Origin of the sequence: Paenibacillus luteus, assembly GCF_006542765.1 — a bacterium.
GTDB classification, from domain to species: Bacteria; Bacillota; Bacilli; order Paenibacillales; family Paenibacillaceae; genus Pristimantibacillus; species Pristimantibacillus luteus.
In genome coordinates this window covers 16,574-30,651 of the sequence record NZ_SKCD01000010.1, presented here as the reverse complement: position 1 = coordinate 30,651, position 14,078 = coordinate 16,574, and the positions used below count along the sequence as shown (strand labels likewise).

The 14,078-nt window shown below is 50.9% G+C and carries 19 protein-coding genes; all 19 read right to left on the bottom strand.

Going from position 1 to position 14,078, the window contains the following annotated elements; all coding sequences use genetic code 11:
- Positions 1–96: 96 nt before the first annotated feature.
- The 19 genes from E0496_RS07365 to terL all read right to left on the bottom strand — a co-directional run bounded on the left by E0496_RS07365 (position 97) and on the right by terL (position 14,004).
- Positions 97–480 (bottom strand): phage tail assembly chaperone, encoded by a 384-nt coding sequence (locus tag E0496_RS07365; RefSeq protein WP_161601335.1) that lies wholly within the window; start codon positions 478–480, stop codon positions 97–99.
- Positions 481–587: 107 nt separating this feature from the next.
- Positions 588–1,028, bottom strand: coding sequence for a phage tail tube protein (locus tag E0496_RS07360; RefSeq protein WP_141500969.1), 441 nt, complete (start codon positions 1,026–1,028; stop codon positions 588–590).
- A 39-nt stretch (positions 1,029–1,067) separates the two neighbouring features.
- The gene (locus E0496_RS07355; RefSeq protein ID WP_141500968.1) at positions 1,068–2,114 is read right to left on the bottom strand and encodes a phage tail sheath subtilisin-like domain-containing protein; all 1,047 of its coding nucleotides are present in this window, start codon (positions 2,112–2,114) and stop codon (positions 1,068–1,070) included.
- Positions 2,115–2,126: 12 nt separating this feature from the next.
- Positions 2,127–2,567, bottom strand: coding sequence for a hypothetical protein (locus E0496_RS07350; RefSeq protein ID WP_141500967.1), 441 nt, complete (start codon positions 2,565–2,567; stop codon positions 2,127–2,129).
- Positions 2,557–3,039, bottom strand: coding sequence for an HK97 gp10 family phage protein (locus E0496_RS07345; RefSeq protein WP_141500966.1), 483 nt, complete (start codon positions 3,037–3,039; stop codon positions 2,557–2,559). Before E0496_RS07345 ends, E0496_RS07350 begins: the two co-directional genes overlap by 11 nt.
- On the bottom strand, positions 3,039–3,371 hold the full coding sequence (locus tag E0496_RS07340) for a hypothetical protein (RefSeq protein WP_141500965.1): 333 nt from the start codon (positions 3,369–3,371) through the stop codon (positions 3,039–3,041). The genes E0496_RS07345 and E0496_RS07340 overlap by 1 nt, the downstream gene beginning before the upstream one ends.
- On the bottom strand, positions 3,356–3,754 hold the full coding sequence (locus tag E0496_RS07335; protein WP_141500964.1) for a hypothetical protein: 399 nt from the start codon (positions 3,752–3,754) through the stop codon (positions 3,356–3,358). Before E0496_RS07335 ends, E0496_RS07340 begins: the two co-directional genes overlap by 16 nt.
- A gap of 17 nt (positions 3,755–3,771) precedes the next feature.
- Positions 3,772–3,990 carry a hypothetical protein gene (locus E0496_RS07330; protein WP_141500963.1) on the bottom strand — a complete coding sequence of 73 codons (219 nt, stop codon included), beginning with the start codon at positions 3,988–3,990 and terminating at the stop codon, positions 3,772–3,774.
- A 65-nt stretch (positions 3,991–4,055) separates the two neighbouring features.
- Positions 4,056–5,144, bottom strand: a complete 1,089-nt coding sequence (locus E0496_RS07325; protein WP_141500962.1) for an SU10 major capsid protein — start codon at positions 5,142–5,144, stop codon at positions 4,056–4,058.
- A 67-nt stretch (positions 5,145–5,211) separates the two neighbouring features.
- On the bottom strand, positions 5,212–5,904 hold the full coding sequence (locus E0496_RS07320; RefSeq protein ID WP_175598022.1) for a phage scaffolding protein: 693 nt from the start codon (positions 5,902–5,904) through the stop codon (positions 5,212–5,214).
- An 81-nt stretch (positions 5,905–5,985) separates the two neighbouring features.
- Positions 5,986–6,384 carry an HNH endonuclease gene (locus E0496_RS37135; RefSeq protein WP_141501070.1) on the bottom strand — a complete coding sequence of 133 codons (399 nt, stop codon included), beginning with the start codon at positions 6,382–6,384 and terminating at the stop codon, positions 5,986–5,988.
- 254 nt (positions 6,385–6,638) lie between these two features.
- The gene (locus E0496_RS07310; protein ID WP_141500961.1) at positions 6,639–6,962 is read right to left on the bottom strand and encodes a hypothetical protein; all 324 of its coding nucleotides are present in this window, start codon (positions 6,960–6,962) and stop codon (positions 6,639–6,641) included.
- Positions 6,963–8,009: a hypothetical protein gene (locus tag E0496_RS07305; protein WP_141500960.1), complete on the bottom strand. Its 1,047-nt coding sequence runs from the start codon at positions 8,007–8,009 to the stop codon at positions 6,963–6,965. It lies immediately after the preceding gene.
- A 1-nt stretch (position 8,010) separates the two neighbouring features.
- Positions 8,011–8,466, bottom strand: a complete 456-nt coding sequence (locus E0496_RS07300) for a hypothetical protein (protein ID WP_141500959.1) — start codon at positions 8,464–8,466, stop codon at positions 8,011–8,013.
- 61 nt (positions 8,467–8,527) lie between these two features.
- The gene (locus E0496_RS36840) at positions 8,528–8,656 is read right to left on the bottom strand and encodes a hypothetical protein (RefSeq protein WP_277755834.1); all 129 of its coding nucleotides are present in this window, start codon (positions 8,654–8,656) and stop codon (positions 8,528–8,530) included.
- Positions 8,653–10,047 (bottom strand): phage minor capsid protein, encoded by a 1,395-nt coding sequence (locus E0496_RS07295; protein ID WP_141500958.1) that lies wholly within the window; start codon positions 10,045–10,047, stop codon positions 8,653–8,655. Before E0496_RS07295 ends, E0496_RS36840 begins: the two co-directional genes overlap by 4 nt.
- Positions 10,044–11,606, bottom strand: coding sequence for a phage portal protein (locus E0496_RS07290; protein WP_141500957.1), 1,563 nt, complete (start codon positions 11,604–11,606; stop codon positions 10,044–10,046). The genes E0496_RS07295 and E0496_RS07290 overlap by 4 nt, the downstream gene beginning before the upstream one ends.
- Positions 11,599–12,435 carry an endonuclease domain-containing protein gene (locus E0496_RS07285; RefSeq protein WP_141500956.1) on the bottom strand — a complete coding sequence of 279 codons (837 nt, stop codon included), beginning with the start codon at positions 12,433–12,435 and terminating at the stop codon, positions 11,599–11,601. The genes E0496_RS07290 and E0496_RS07285 overlap by 8 nt, the downstream gene beginning before the upstream one ends.
- Positions 12,436–12,456: 21 nt before the next feature.
- On the bottom strand, positions 12,457–14,004 hold the full coding sequence (gene terL, locus E0496_RS07280) for a phage terminase large subunit (RefSeq protein ID WP_241674627.1): 1,548 nt from the start codon (positions 14,002–14,004) through the stop codon (positions 12,457–12,459).
- Between the last annotated feature and the right edge of the window lie 74 nt (positions 14,005–14,078).

The window sequence follows — 14,078 nt, the reverse complement described above, 5'->3', positions numbered from 1 at the left end:
GTTTATGTTTCGTTTCCCACGCGTAGACAACGTGCGGCGGTATGTGGTGCCGTTGAAAAATAACGTGCAGCAAGTACGCCTCGTCGTCTGTCTTTATTAGTTTGGGAAGTCGATCTCGTCTTCGCCGAAGCCGCTAACGTCCATGACGGCTTCCGTCAGTTTCGCGATCTCGCCCGCCAGCAGCGCTTTTCGTACGCAATCAGCTGCGTCTTCAGCACCGTAATGCTCGATTAATGCGCGGTCGGAGAAGTTCGGCTCGACGCATGATTTCGCGATAAGTGTTGCGCCTAGCTTGTGCTCATGTACGTCCTTACCGCCCTTACCATTGCCAAACGTACATTCAGCACGAGCGCCTTCCAGTGTTTCGCTGTCGATCGCCTTTACTATAAAGTTGACACCTAGCCTGCGTACTGGAACGTCTTTTGTGATGTCCTTGTTGGCACCAAGTAGCGCCTGCAATGCGTTCTGTTTCGTTGTCATATATTGATCGCTCCATTCGGAATTGGTTTCTTGTTTAAGCGGAATACTGCGCATCTATTCCGCGGTAAATAAAAACGGAGACAACCCGCAGGCGCCTCCGTCAGTCTTTAGTTGTTGCGTAGCTGGTCCATGATTTGGTAGCCCGTAAATGTGAACGGAAACTCGTTCTCGACCATCGAGCCGACTTCGGATGTGATCAGCGGAATGCTATCGAATGTTACGCCTTTGAGACGTACGCGATATGTGCCGCCATTATCCGGGTCCGACACGGAATAAATAAGCTCCGTTACGAGCGCGGATTTCGTATCATCCGTTCCCTGGCCGATTCGTTCGATTAGCTCGGACGTTACGAGATATCCCGTAAAGTCACCGCTGCCGCTGATTCCGGTAATTTTCTTACCGATCCAGCGCGTACCGGCGACCATGATGTCTTCCTTTTCGAATTCGACCGTCGCGTTAACGGTGGTAACGTTGGTCAGCCATTTACCGTCCGCGTCGAATAACTTGCCGAATCGTCCGCTTATTACTTTCGTTGGGTCCATCGTCATTTATTATCGCTTCCCTCCTGGCGCGATCTAGCGCCATCCTTATACGTTAATTGTGAAGAAAATACGTTCCATCGAATCAATCTCGACGTAGCTGACCGCGAGGAACACTTTATCGCCGACTGGCGGATTGTTCGGATCAAGCGTAACGACCGGCCCTTCGAGTACGCCGTTATCTTCGAGTGTTTCGAGATATTTCGTAACCGACGCGATAAGCGCCGCCCGCCCGTCCGCGTTATTCTGAAGGCGGCCGATAAACGATTCGTCAGCTGTCGTCGCGATATCGTCAATGACCGCCTGCCTTGCGCGAGTCGAGCGGATTTTCTTGCCGGATGTGACTACGCCTTGCTCGACCTTTACGCGGCGCCCGTCGTTTGTGAGTACGAGCGAGCCCGCCGTCAGAGCTGCGCTTGTCTGCGCGTTAGATAGGCGTTTAGTCACGTCGGATGCCGTTGTCGGCGCGTACGTAATTGATTCGTTAATCGACGTACCTGCGATGAGGCCGGCGATAAACGGCGCGTATTGGCTAGACGTTAAGCTGACGCCACCTACGACCGCGCCGTTAATCACGTTAACGATCGCATCGTCCGCGTTAAGCGTCGACCGCGTGTTGCCGGCCGCTGGGTCCGCGTCAGTCGATGCGTCTCCGCCGATAACGAGCATAAACTGCTTGCCCTCTGCGCGATTCGTCGTAAGCCACGTTTTCAGCGCTGCGTGTTCGGTCGCATTGTAAACTTGCGCGACGAATACGTTGAAAAACTGCGTATCGAAGCCGGCTCGCATCGTCGTATAATCCGCGACAACTGGCGATGCTGGCAACGTGTAGACGATAACGCTCGATGCGCCGCCCTGAAACGCAAGTGAGATCGCACCCGTATTTGCCGCGCCGAATAGCGTATCTGCGGCCGCCAACGTTTCAACCGTGTAATACTTGCCCACCGTCGCAGTGCCGCCTGTATACGTAGTAAGTCCGAGCGCAACGACGCCCCGCGCTCCACCTACAATCGCAGCAGCCGCGGCCGTGACGAAGTTGATATATACGCCCGGCCGATTCGGTAAGGTCGTAGGATTCCATGTGCCTCCGCTCAAATTAAAGCCCCCTTATAATTGCGTTATAATCGTGCTGACCTCGCCAATCAAAATCGCGGCAGCCTGCGTTCTTTCTTCGCGGACTTGCGTCTCCATAACGCCTATACTTACGTAGAGATCACCGTCCGTTTGAAATGGCGCAGAAAAAGAAAACGCCCCAACACGGATGAACCGCGACGAGGCGTTAACTGGTATTTGTTCGTTTAAATAAACTGCGCGGCTAAGCGTATCCATCTTCGTCAATACATCGGACGGCGCTGCGCCGTAATAAACGATTTGATACGTTCGCTCTACTCGGATAGACGTGTGCGTCTCAGTTACGCGACCGTCCGATAGCAATCGTATTACAAACGTATTCGGAACCGGTTGTTTAGGCGGCGTCTGCTTGAACGTTGTTGACGGAAATAATCCGCGAATGAACGATTCAATCGATAGCAAATCGTTAACGACCACGGAATCCCCTCCGTCTCAACGCTGCTTGGACTTCGCGTTCGATATCGGCCGCCCAGCGCTCCGCGTTATCTTCGAGCGGCTTATCGATAAACTTCGGTATCGTGCCGGACGTCGTCGGATTCTTAAACGAATCACCGTGTCTTTGCGGATAGACATCGTGAAGATACGCGGCATAGTCGAAACGCCGCCCGTTTCGCGATTCGATAACACTAGCGGAAATTGATCCGTCTACATTCTCGCCGCGTCCGGAAACGTCCGTCTTAATACTGCGCCGAAGTGTTCCATACTCCATCGGAGCCAAGTCGGTAGCCTCGCGCTTCCACTCGTCCAGTACGTCATGTGTACCGTTCTTCGCGCCCTCGTCGACTGCGTCATCAAATCGCCGCTGATAGCCGCGAAAGAATGTCCCGATCAAACGTTGACCAAGCGATGCGCGACCGCCTGTGTCGATTGTTATGCGATTCGATGCCATTATACGTACACCTCCGTTACAATTGCACGCGCATTGAGCATCCGTTTCGGCGCGATACTTAGCGGCTTTCTCTTGACCGTCACGTCTAATTCGTTCGTATACGTTATTACGTCGTCATATGATATGTCCGCTAATTTATCGAGAGTAATCCGGAGTTTGGCAACCGCTTCTTTGCCGAGTTCATTCGTTACGACGTTCGTTTCTTCAGTAACGCGCGCTTTATACGTAATCTCTTCGCCTGGCGTCGGTTCAGCCCATCCGTCGAGTGCGCCGGCCTTCGTAACAATAACCGTCTGCTTCATCGGTATGATCGGCATTACAACACCGTCCATTTCGCTGCGCGCTTCGATAATTTGACGCCATTTTCCGCGCCTATCAAATCGAGCGCTGCCTGCGGAATGAATTGCGCCGGATCAACGTCAGGTCCAGAAACTACGCCGTCCTTGAAGCCGAACGATGCCGTACCGGTCAGCGCGAATTGATTAACGCCTTGGCGCGCCAGCTTATTCGTATCATTGAATGCCGTTGCCAGCACGTTTGCAAATTCGTATACCGCTGCGTCGGGTATCGTATACTTCGGATATTTACGGCTCAGCGTCAGTCCTGCGACGTTTAGCAAGCGCATTTTATTCGCGTCGTCGGCGTCCGTGAAGTCCTCGATTACGATGCAGTATTGCGCGATATACGCCTCTGCGTCTCCCATATTAACCGCCATATTACGTGCCTCCTCCGTTATTTTGCGGAGGAATTAGCGGCAGCTTTACGGGCCACTGGCGCTTTTGGCGCGGGCTTTTCCTCCGGCGTATCTATTCGTACAGCGTCGGTAATTACGTCCAGGACTGCGATTTCTGCCGCGTCATCCGTAGAATATAAACCGCCGCTAAATTTGCGGTAGGTTCCGTCGACGTAAAATCCGAGCTCTTTATAGCGCGGTGCTTCGTAATTAGTCATCGTAATACCTCCGTAAGATGAGACGCGCAGTTATTACGCTGCGCGCCCGTTAATTTGCGTTAATATTACGATAGACCTTTCAGGCGACCGTGCGCTTTTTCTTGCTCGAATTGCAGCGTGTACTCACCGACAATCATACCGGTAGTGTAATCACCTTTCACGCCGAGGTACGTGTGGCCGAATTCGCGATTAATAAGCGGTTTGATTTCCATGCGGTTAGCGTCCGCCAGGATCAACTCGTCCGATGCGAGGTTTTGACTAAGAACAATTTCAAACTCACCGAAATCTGTCACGATTTTATCAACAACTTGTCCGCGTTTGTTTTCGCCGCGATTAAGCGTGATTTTGTTAGCGTCGGCATTGGATAGCGCGATTTTCTGTTTAGCGGCTACGAGGATTTTGTAGTCTCCGCCTGTTGCGAAACCGCCCGCATTGTAAACGCTCTGTGCAAGTGTATTGATCGCGCCTACAGTAAGCGCGCCAGCTACGTTAGTAACGTTAGTCGTAATGAATTGGCGGATGCCTTTCATTTGACGAATTTGACCGGACTCGTAAGCCACGCCGTTAATCAACGCTTTTTCAAGTTGCAGCGCAAGTTCTAGTTGCTTTTTCTGTTTCTCATATTCGTAAAGATTATCGACGCCATACTGTGCAACCGCCTGCGCCGTACCGGAAAGCTCGATCGAATCATCGAAGATTTGCGTTAGGTTCGATTTGCGTACGCGTGGTTTGTATCGAGCCGAACGAGCGTCAGCACCTTCCGCACCTTCTACAAATAGAAACTCAACTTTAGCTCCGGAAGAAATCGCCGCTGCGGTTGTCGACGCATAACTACGCGTAACCGTCAGCGTCTTAGTTCCCGTGTTAATCGCGGAAACGTACAGTAGTTCCTCGCCGATTTTAATTACGCTACCCACTCGGAATGGTGAAATGTCAGCTACTACAACATCCGTCGCTGCGACAAGTGCGGACGCTGTAGTGACCGTTTCGCTTGCGAACATCTCATCCTCGTACCAAATATGTTCTACCGCGTTAACAGGATCGCTAAACCCTAGTGCATTTAGTAGTGGTGTTTGGTATGGATTAAGAAGCAAGATTTCGTCTACTACTGACTCGCGTTTACCAACAATTGAAGCGTTATAAATTTTAGCCATTGTGAAATATCCCCTTTATAATTGGTTTTTGGGCAAAACAAAAAGGCCCAACTGCTCGGCCTCTAGATTATTTATTCAGTTCTTCCTTAAGTGCCGCGTAAGCCATGCGGTCTTCGATACGCCCAGTTCTGCGTGCTTTCTCCGCTGCCTCCGCGATTAACTGTTCCTTCGTCTTATCCGGTTTCGGATCGTTACCGCCGCTGCCTCCGCCGATTTGTCGCGGTGCTGGCTTCGCTGCTTCCGCTAAGTACGGTTTCGCCGCAACGAGCGCTTTAATCACGTCATCGACGCCGGCCACGTTGCCGTCTTCGTCGACTGCCGCGCCTGATAAATCCGCGAGTTTATACGCATCGTCTAGCGCGTCAGCACGGATGCCGGATTCCTTCGCAAGCAAGCGGAACTCCGTCCGGATAATACGTTGATTGGCCGCGGTAGTAGCTTTCGATGCAGCATCGGTTGCTTCCGTAGCCTTACGTGTTGCCTCGTCGCGCTCCGCCTGTAAACGTTCCTGCTCCGTCATAGCAGCGGCTTTCCGCGCATCCTCTTCCGACTTCAAACGATCGCGCTCCGTTTTGAGTTCGTCATAGTCTGCGTATTTTTTACGTTCCTGTCCGAGCCTCTTCTCAATCGTCGCGTCGAATTCTTCTTGCGTAAATTCGAGCTTCTTCGGTACTGGCGGATCGGCTGGCGGGTCCGTAGGGTCTCCCGCGAACATTTGAAGATTGAGCGTATGTTTAAACGTGCGTTTAATAGCGTCCATATTGCGTACCTCCACCGTACAAGGCTCGTCAGCGCGTTAATCAATCTACCGTAGCAGTTTATAGTCATGTACGTTCGGACATTAAGCAACGAAATTAATCCACGTATACACACGGTATAGTGATGACGCCTCAATTGGTCGGATTTCTCTTACCCAATCTTCCAAACTACGTGCTTGTTTTGACGAGTTACAACTACCACACGCTGGAATTATGTTGTCTCTCGTATACCCGCCCCCTTTAGACTGGGCAACTACGTGTTCTTTTTGTAGATTGGGGTCGTGTGCTCCGCAATACGCACATTTGTAGTTAAAATATAAAAGCGCATCATCCCAGTCTTCACGTTTTAAACTACACGGAAGTTCAGATTGACGCGCTCTTCTTTGTTGGCAATGGTGTGCGTTTAAGCCGCTATCGATTTGTCTATGTCGTTTCTCTTTTACTTTATCCGGGTTTCTTTCCGCCCACTTTCGAGAGTACATACGCATATAATCGGGGTTATTGATTAAAAACCGTCTAAAACGTTCCTTGGCCTTAACAGGATTCTCAGGAGTTTTGCTTTTTTCTCCGATTCTTGTTGAATTCTTACACTTTTTGCAGCAGTAGTACAATCCATCCTGCGTCTTTCTTGATTTAGTAAAATCAGACGTAGGTTTTGTTGTACGACATTTAGGACAGTCCTTTAGGTTGTTTATAGTGCACGCCTCTCCCCAAAGTATTATTTATGGTCCGCGGACTAGACTCCGCTAAGATTGATCGTTAGTTTACCGGTAAGCACTGTAGATACATTACCGGATGCGTCCGTTAATACTGCCTCGTGATAGTAACCGCCCGAAAGCGCCGCCGTGTCCGCAGGAACGAGCGTGATTACGAATTTGTTCGGCTCCGTTATTACGACGCCTGACTCCGTATCTTTGTAAACGTCATGCTCCGTGTTGTAGATCGATTTCTTCGCCGCCCACTTGACGGTAGCGCCCGTCAAGTCTACGTCAGCAACCGTTACGGTCACACTTTTAGACTCGCCGGCGAACATTTCGAAGTTTTGATTCTTCGTTGCCACTTACACTTCACCTCGCAATGTCACGTCTAGAACGCGTGTTCCGAGTAAGTATACGTTCATCTCGCGGCTTCCTTGTAGCGCGACTGTTCCGATAATCGTAGGCGCATTCGGTAGCTGCTTCGTGAGTGATTCCGTCGTTACAATTACGTCATATAAGCGTGCACTAACGTTTCGACTTACGGTGTCCGCAACACCTACCGATTCGTCTACGTACCTGTTGAGCGATTTCCTTATTGCGTCACTCACCGTTAAGTTGTCCGCGATAATGACGGCTTTGCCGCCCGTAACGTTGAGCGTATCGCCTGCCGTAATCAGGTCCGCCAATTTACGCGATATCGATTCGCGCTCGTCTTCCGCGGTAAATACTGCGTCGCTCTTATTGACCGCCAATGCCTTTCGGATAGTATCCGAAACAGCCAACGTATCTGTGAGCGGCTTGGCAGCTCGTTCATACTCCGATTCGGCTGCGTTGATAACGTCGATAACGGCGAGCGTTAGTTTTTTACCAACCGCCTCAGACGTCGTGATCACGTCAGATAAGGCCGCCGTATACGCGATTCCGCTCGGCGCATCATTCGCCCATGTTCCGCCGGTTAACGTAGCGTGGCGACCGTTTCCGGACTGATCCTGTACAGTCCCCGTCGACATGTCGTACTGCGCGACGATTACTCCGGCGTTCTTAATAGTGATTCCGTAGAGCCGTCCTTTTCCGAAAGCTAGCTCGTTATTCGACGAGTAAATATTAACGTCATCCGCTGCGGCTGTACCGAAAACTGTCCGAATAGTCTGCCGTATATTATCCGTAATAGCTAAGTTCGAATTAGACGCCTGTTGCACGCCGTTAACGTACGTCGTTCCCGTTCCCGCACCGTAAACTCCGGCAGGTGTCCGGCTAATGTACGAGAAGCCTATTCCCGTACGCGCGTCGAATATCCAACTCGTAACGCCTAGCGGTTCCGGCGCAATATCTACGATAATCTCGTTTAGTACCATCGAAGGCAGCCGCATCTTATCGCTTGTTCCGTTAAACTGGATATACTGCGCCACGCTAGCTTACCGTTACTTGCCACGTAATTTGAAGCGAATCAGACGATGTCGATAACGTAACTGCGCCCGTTAATTGATGCGCAAATAACACTCCGCCCGTAGCCGCGTTAAATAAGCCCGCCTCTTGCACCGTGACGCCAGATAGTCCGGTCAACGTAGCGACGTACTGGATAACGTTACCGCTCGGATTGGATCGCGAAACGGATACGCGAGCATAGCCGCCGCCTGATAACTCCGTGCCGAGCGCGGTATCGCCCGCCGCTACTGCCGTCGTAGCTGTTCCGAATCCCATATGCGTAACTAGCGTCGTTCCAGCGTTTGCCGAAATAAGCAGCGCAGCCAGCGCGTTTTTGCCGACCGTTGTAATAACGTTGTCACGTTCGCCATGTTCAACGACCGCACCGTTCCGTATGAGCTGCCACGAAATGTGCCCGGTCACTTGTAGTCCTTCGTTCAATCTACGTCACTCCTTCGTTTAAAATTGCGCATGAAAAAAGCGCCTCCGTGTAGGAAGCGCCTCATTTATCCGATTTATCTTTTTCTTTGTCGTCTCCGTACAATCTTTCTAGCTCTCTGGCTAACTCAAAGGAGTCATCGAGGACGTACGGGTCAAAATCCAACTCTTTAGTTTTGTCTTTTTCGCTCATAGTCTCTCCCTCGTATAGTTCAGATTATATTGCACGGCAAGGCGCTTAACGATTTCATGGTAAAAGATTGTTGATCCTTCTCTTATACCAATTCTACCGCTTTTCACCTCAGTTCTCAATAGCGGATCTAAATAACTTTCTAGCTCGCTATACGAACTCAATATTTCGTTAAGAGTTACCTTGCTATTTCCAAGTGATACGCGATGTAAATACGGCCCACTTGTTGCACGCATCTCTTTAACTCCGTAATTAACTAAAACTCCAAGGTCGGCGCGGCTAAAGGAAAACCCGTCAGGATGGTTATGAGTAATGATATTATCCTTCAGTAACCCGCGGTCCGCAACTTCTTTGATGTTTAATCTCCGTTGTTCCCCGCTTTGCTCCCATAATTTATTTCCTTTTGAGTCGTATATAATACCTCGCTCGTAATCTAGTGGACGTAATTGCTCCTCGCCATTGCGGATTATCTTATCCGTGCTATCAGCAAGACCGTGCACACGATTATGCGTGGTGATTGGGATGTCTGGATAATCTTCACCGTTTGAATCACCACCGTTGCTCCCTGCTCTAAACGGCGACTCTAATTCTTCGGGAAGTGGGTTTCTTATTGGTGATATAGTATGTCGGCAATTCGGATGAAAAATCTCACGCCGAGGCAAATCGCCGATAAACGGATAGCTACCTGGCGCATCGCGTACGAGCTTAACCGTTCTCCCTTCCCATTTCGCACAAGCATCAGTCGCCCCATGCCGTGATATCACTCCGTAAAGGACTCCGCGGCCCAGAGCTTCGTTAATCGTCGCATCATTCGTCGCCTGCATGAGTTTCGTACGCGTCACCATGTCAACGTACGTTTCGACTTTCCAGCGCCGGCCGGCAGCGTCAATAATCGCGTTATCTGCCGATGCGCCTAGTTCCGCTCGTATCTTCGCGGCTGTGTCAGCGTTAATCGTACGTCGACCGTTGATGCCGGCTTCAATATTCGCGCGCATCGTGTCCGCTACCGCACGTCGGATGGCCGCTTTCGTACGGCGGTCTATGTTTTTCGTAACCGCGAGCAGGTCCGCGTAGGTATCTTCGGAGGCTGCTGATATCATCCCGCTATTAGCGCGACTTACCGGCGGTTCGGCTTTTTTCTTACCGATTCCTAACGCGCCTAGCGCTCGCGATATACCTTCTTTCGCAGCCTTCGGTATGACGCGGTCAACCCAGTTGCCGGCTTTTCCCGTTAGCGACTTGATAATCGCGCCGACCTTTTTCGTTGCAGCGTTAGCGCCGCGTCGATCTAATGGCATACGCTCAAGCTCGCGTTTGATATCGTCAACAGCTCCGCCAAATGCTCCCGTTATATCCTTTACGTCGTCTTCGTAGTCCGGCCGCTTATCCGTCATTCGCTAAGCACCGAACTATCCACCGTACCACTTGTCCGCTTCGTATCGTCGTCCATTCGCGTTATAATTTCGTCAGCTTGCGTATCGTCGAGGCTATCCATACGCTTAATTGCGGACTTAACGTCGATCGTTGCGAGGCCGCCCGTTCTAATCGAGTAAACTTCGGCTTCCGCTTTGTCATCGCGCGGTACTCCGTCATGCCACGTAATCTTCGGATAGACAGCTTTATATGGCGTAAACCCTTCAACGTCTTCATTCGCGACATTTTCGAGCTGCATCGCGGTCCATAGTGCGTCCCTAACCGCACGGTCAACGTGATTTCTGATACGCGATACTTTCGTCAGAATCGGCATGAAGCGCGCTTTGATGGCGCCTCCGTCCGTGTGTGACGTGCCGCTTCCCCCTTTGTCCGAGGATAACGTTGTTCCGAACAACCATTGCGGCGTTTCGCTCATTTGGTAGAGGATACCGAGCAGTACGTCGAGCTCCTTAAACGCGGATTCGAGTTGGCCTTCCCACGTCATATAACCGGGTACTGCGTCATCCTTCGTAACCGGAATGTACTTACCGCCCCACCTTACGCCGCCGTCATCCGCGTCTATGTCGGGCCCGTAGGCAATCGGGTCCGCGTGCTTCCACAGAATATAGTCGATCTGTACGAGGCCGTCGTTTATCGCGGCCAATACGGATTCTACTTTCTCTACTCCGCTGATTCCGCGCCAATCATCATCCGTTGTTTTATACGGAATGTGGTGGACGAGAAGCTGTGGTAAGCCAGTCGATTCGATATCGGATGCGCGACCGGTTGATACGCGATCGCCGATTAAGAACGTCATTACCGGATAGCCGTAATCATTAACGACGCCGTGTTCCGTCGCCTCATAGCGCTCGTATACAATATAGCCAGGAACGTGACGCTCAACGTTCAGATACGGTACTTCACGCGTTTTGCTCCGTGTTAGCGCGGATTCTACCAGCCCAGTCCGCTCCTCTACCCACTCGATCCACGCGATATTAACGGCGCTAAACTTCTTACGTGAGCCGCGCGCCAACTCCGGAAATACAATCGCGGCGTCCACAGCTTCGATAATCGGTTCAGCAGGCGTATCCGGTAGCGTAATTCCGTCGTACTCAGCGGAAAGCGCTACCGTTTCGCTTACGTCAGCTCGCGCAGCATAATACGTCTTCAGAAACGAGTCGCCACGGTAGCCTGCGCCTATGACCGCTTCGTGTATCGTCTGCGTAAGATCATTCTCTTCGACAATTTCGTTTAAGCGCGCTTGTTCGTCGCTATCGCCCGCGCTGCCGCTCTCATACGTAGGTGGCTCCGATACCATAAGATCGGCCGGCTTCGTAAGGAGTACGTCGATTAAGTTAACCGCAATAAATAACGTCTTAAGCTGCGGCTCATGTGGCGTTCCTTTAAGCAGATCCGTGGCGCGATCGTATATTTCCGCTTGCTTACCGTCAAATATCGTCTTGCCGCGATAATACTTCGCTATCCTTTCAATTGAATCGACGGGAGGGTACTGTTTCCCGGTATGAAATAACTTAGACAACAGCCTCGCCCTCCTTTTCTATAGCTCGAATTACTTCATCGACGCACTTAACAATATCTGCGTTAATATCACGTTCCCAAAAACGAAAAACGCGATATCCGCACGCCCTCAAGTAGGCGTTTTTGGAATTATCGCGTTTAATTACGTGCGGTAAGTTATGCCAATAGTCGCCGTCGCACTCAATTACGACGTTATGGTCAGGAAGAAGAAAATCTAGTCTGAATTTATCCTTGAAAAGATACTGGTCAATGTAATTCAGTCCTCTACGTTTGAGTTCATTAGCCATTTTTATTTCTATGGAAGTATTTGAAAATTTTTGATTTCTTCTTGCATACATTAATACGCACTCAGGTCCGCAACAAGCAGCTCGCTCACCGCTTTCTATCTTGCGGTTAACGTACGGAGCAACTAAAGAAGAGGAACCGCAGATTACACAACTGACACTGACCATGCCACCTCGCCATCTTCCGCTACTTTCCCCCTTGCGTCCCCATCTTTCTGATCGATATTCGAGCGTAGATCCCTCAAACTCCGCAGTTTTCCGGATCTCTATTCCGTAATCTCGAAGCTTGCGATGTACTGTATTCGGGCCGCAGTTTAATTCGCCCGCTATTGCTTTAATCGTCTTCATTTCCGTAATATACATTCGTTTAAGTAGAGTTTTTGTGATATCCGTACGTGTCGAAACTCTAGATTTCAATCCGAGCTGCTTGAATTTGGTTCGGATAGTTCTATCACTTACCTCATACTTAATGGCAAGTTGTCGGAAAGATAGTCCGGACTGGTAATCGCGGTAAATCTCGTGATAGTCAACTGTAGTACGTGACATTCGCGTCCTCCTTTCGTTAATTTAGCGATAAAAGATCGCCGGCTTCTCCGTGATGCGTTTCTTAGCCGTTTTCGACGCGCTAACAGCCATTTCTAACGCATCCGGAAGGTCGTCGTGCGTCCCCGATCCGTATAACTCGAATTGTTCGAGTAGTAACGAATGTTTGCGCGAAAACTGTATCGTTCCGTTCTCGATATCCGGTATCATCGCCTCAATCCGGAGCTCTTTGCGCGACCGTTGATGTATTTCCTTAACGCGCGTATTCGCCGGATAACCGGACGCTCTCAACGCTTCTTTCAACTTGTGTACGAAGAATTCTTGCGCCGCTTGCGCCTCGGCCGCGATCTTAGACGGCTGGTATTGCGTCACCTTCTCGGTAATGATACGCAAGAACACGTCAGGATGAACTCGCTCGCCCCACGCGTCAATAACGAATAGGCCGCCGCTCTTTTTATGGCGCGCTACCGTAACGATTGCGCTGTAATCGCCACGCGTCTTACCCATCGCAAAGTCAACGCCCGTGAAAACGTCATATTCGTTGTGCGGAAACTCTCGCGCATCCCAATACGTAAACTTCTCCGGATTAAACACCATGTTCTCTTCGTCGACCGGATTGTTCATATACTCCGTGTTAAACGCCTTCGAACCGTTGTCCCATTTCCACGAAAACAACTTCCATAGCGGTTGCACGTCCGGCCATAGCACGTTAGACCCGCGTTCCATTTCCGCGCGATTCAGCCGATAAAGCGCCTCAGCCTCCGCCGCTCGATTCGTGTTGTCGCGATCGATGTATACGAGCCGACACGCTTCCCATAGGTCCATCCGTTCGGGCCATTCGATGACGGCGCGGAACATTTTCGTTTTAAAGTCCGACCGCTTCTCCATTACGTAACGTAATAATGAATCGTGGTGGACCATCGTACCCATATAAACGAGCGCGGTCTTTTTACCGGCTGGATCGCCGAGCGGTACGACAACCTGCGTGAACCAGTCGCGCATCTCTGTCCGAAGCTGCTCCGTATTCGTATTCTTTTTGCCTTCGAGATCGTCGCATACGATAAGGTCCGGCCGGATACCGTTCCAGTTACGTCCGCGCAGCGCCTGACCCGTTGATGCAGCTTCAACGCGCGCTAATAAACGTTGGCTACCGTCTGGCCGCGCTTCCCATGCGATAAACTCCGCGCTGTTGTCCTTCGGATTCTCCTGTTGTTTCGCGGATAAGAGCGGACCGAAGTCGGCGCGCAACTTAGCGTTAGATTTCAATTGGAGGCCGAGCCATTCCATGTTACCCGTCGATACTTGCGGTGTCTCCGATATGATGATCACGTATTTCCTTTTACGGAACACGATTTCATGCAGCGGAAACGCCTTCGACAGGAACGACGACTTAGCGTGCGACCGCGGCGCTGCAACGGCTATCTTCGCGTTAATATCCCGTGTAGATACCGTATTCATGATGTCGCATAGTTCACCGTGGAAATCCGGCGCCTCTTCGATAGGGACCGGAATCCAGTTGCCGGAGTTATCTACGTTGTAAACTTCGCCGAAGTACTCGTACGCGAAGTACATTAAGTCCGATTCGGCGCGATGAATACGTTCCAAGCGCTCTAGTTCCGCAGCTGTTTCGTATAGTTCGCGCTGAA

Coding starts and splice junctions, on each gene's coding strand:
- E0496_RS07365 (WP_161601335.1), bottom strand. CDS start 480: ATGACAACGAAACAGAACGCATTGCAGGCGCTACTTGGTGCCAACAAG.
- E0496_RS36840 (WP_277755834.1), bottom strand. CDS start 8,656: ATGAGCGAAAAAGACAAAACTAAAGAGTTGGATTTTGACCCGTACGTC.
- E0496_RS07360 (WP_141500969.1), bottom strand. CDS start 1,028: ATGACGATGGACCCAACGAAAGTAATAAGCGGACGATTCGGCAAGTTA.
- E0496_RS07345 (WP_141500966.1), bottom strand. CDS start 3,039: ATGGCATCGAATCGCATAACAATCGACACAGGCGGTCGCGCATCGCTT.
- E0496_RS07340 (WP_141500965.1), bottom strand. CDS start 3,371: ATGGACGGTGTTGTAATGCCGATCATACCGATGAAGCAGACGGTTATT.
- E0496_RS07330 (WP_141500963.1), bottom strand. CDS start 3,990: ATGACTAATTACGAAGCACCGCGCTATAAAGAGCTCGGATTTTACGTC.
- E0496_RS07325 (WP_141500962.1), bottom strand. CDS start 5,144: ATGGCTAAAATTTATAACGCTTCAATTGTTGGTAAACGCGAGTCAGTA.
- E0496_RS07335 (WP_141500964.1), bottom strand. CDS start 3,754: ATGGCGGTTAATATGGGAGACGCAGAGGCGTATATCGCGCAATACTGC.
- E0496_RS07295 (WP_141500958.1), bottom strand. CDS start 10,047: ATGACGGATAAGCGGCCGGACTACGAAGACGACGTAAAGGATATAACG.
- terL (WP_241674627.1), bottom strand. CDS start 14,004: ATGTACTTCGCGTACGAGTACTTCGGCGAAGTTTACAACGTAGATAAC.
- E0496_RS07285 (WP_141500956.1), bottom strand. CDS start 12,435: ATGTCACGTACTACAGTTGACTATCACGAGATTTACCGCGATTACCAG.
- E0496_RS07320 (WP_175598022.1), bottom strand. CDS start 5,904: ATGGACGCTATTAAACGCACGTTTAAACATACGCTCAATCTTCAAATG.
- E0496_RS37135 (WP_141501070.1), bottom strand. CDS start 6,384: ATGTACTCTCGAAAGTGGGCGGAAAGAAACCCGGATAAAGTAAAAGAG.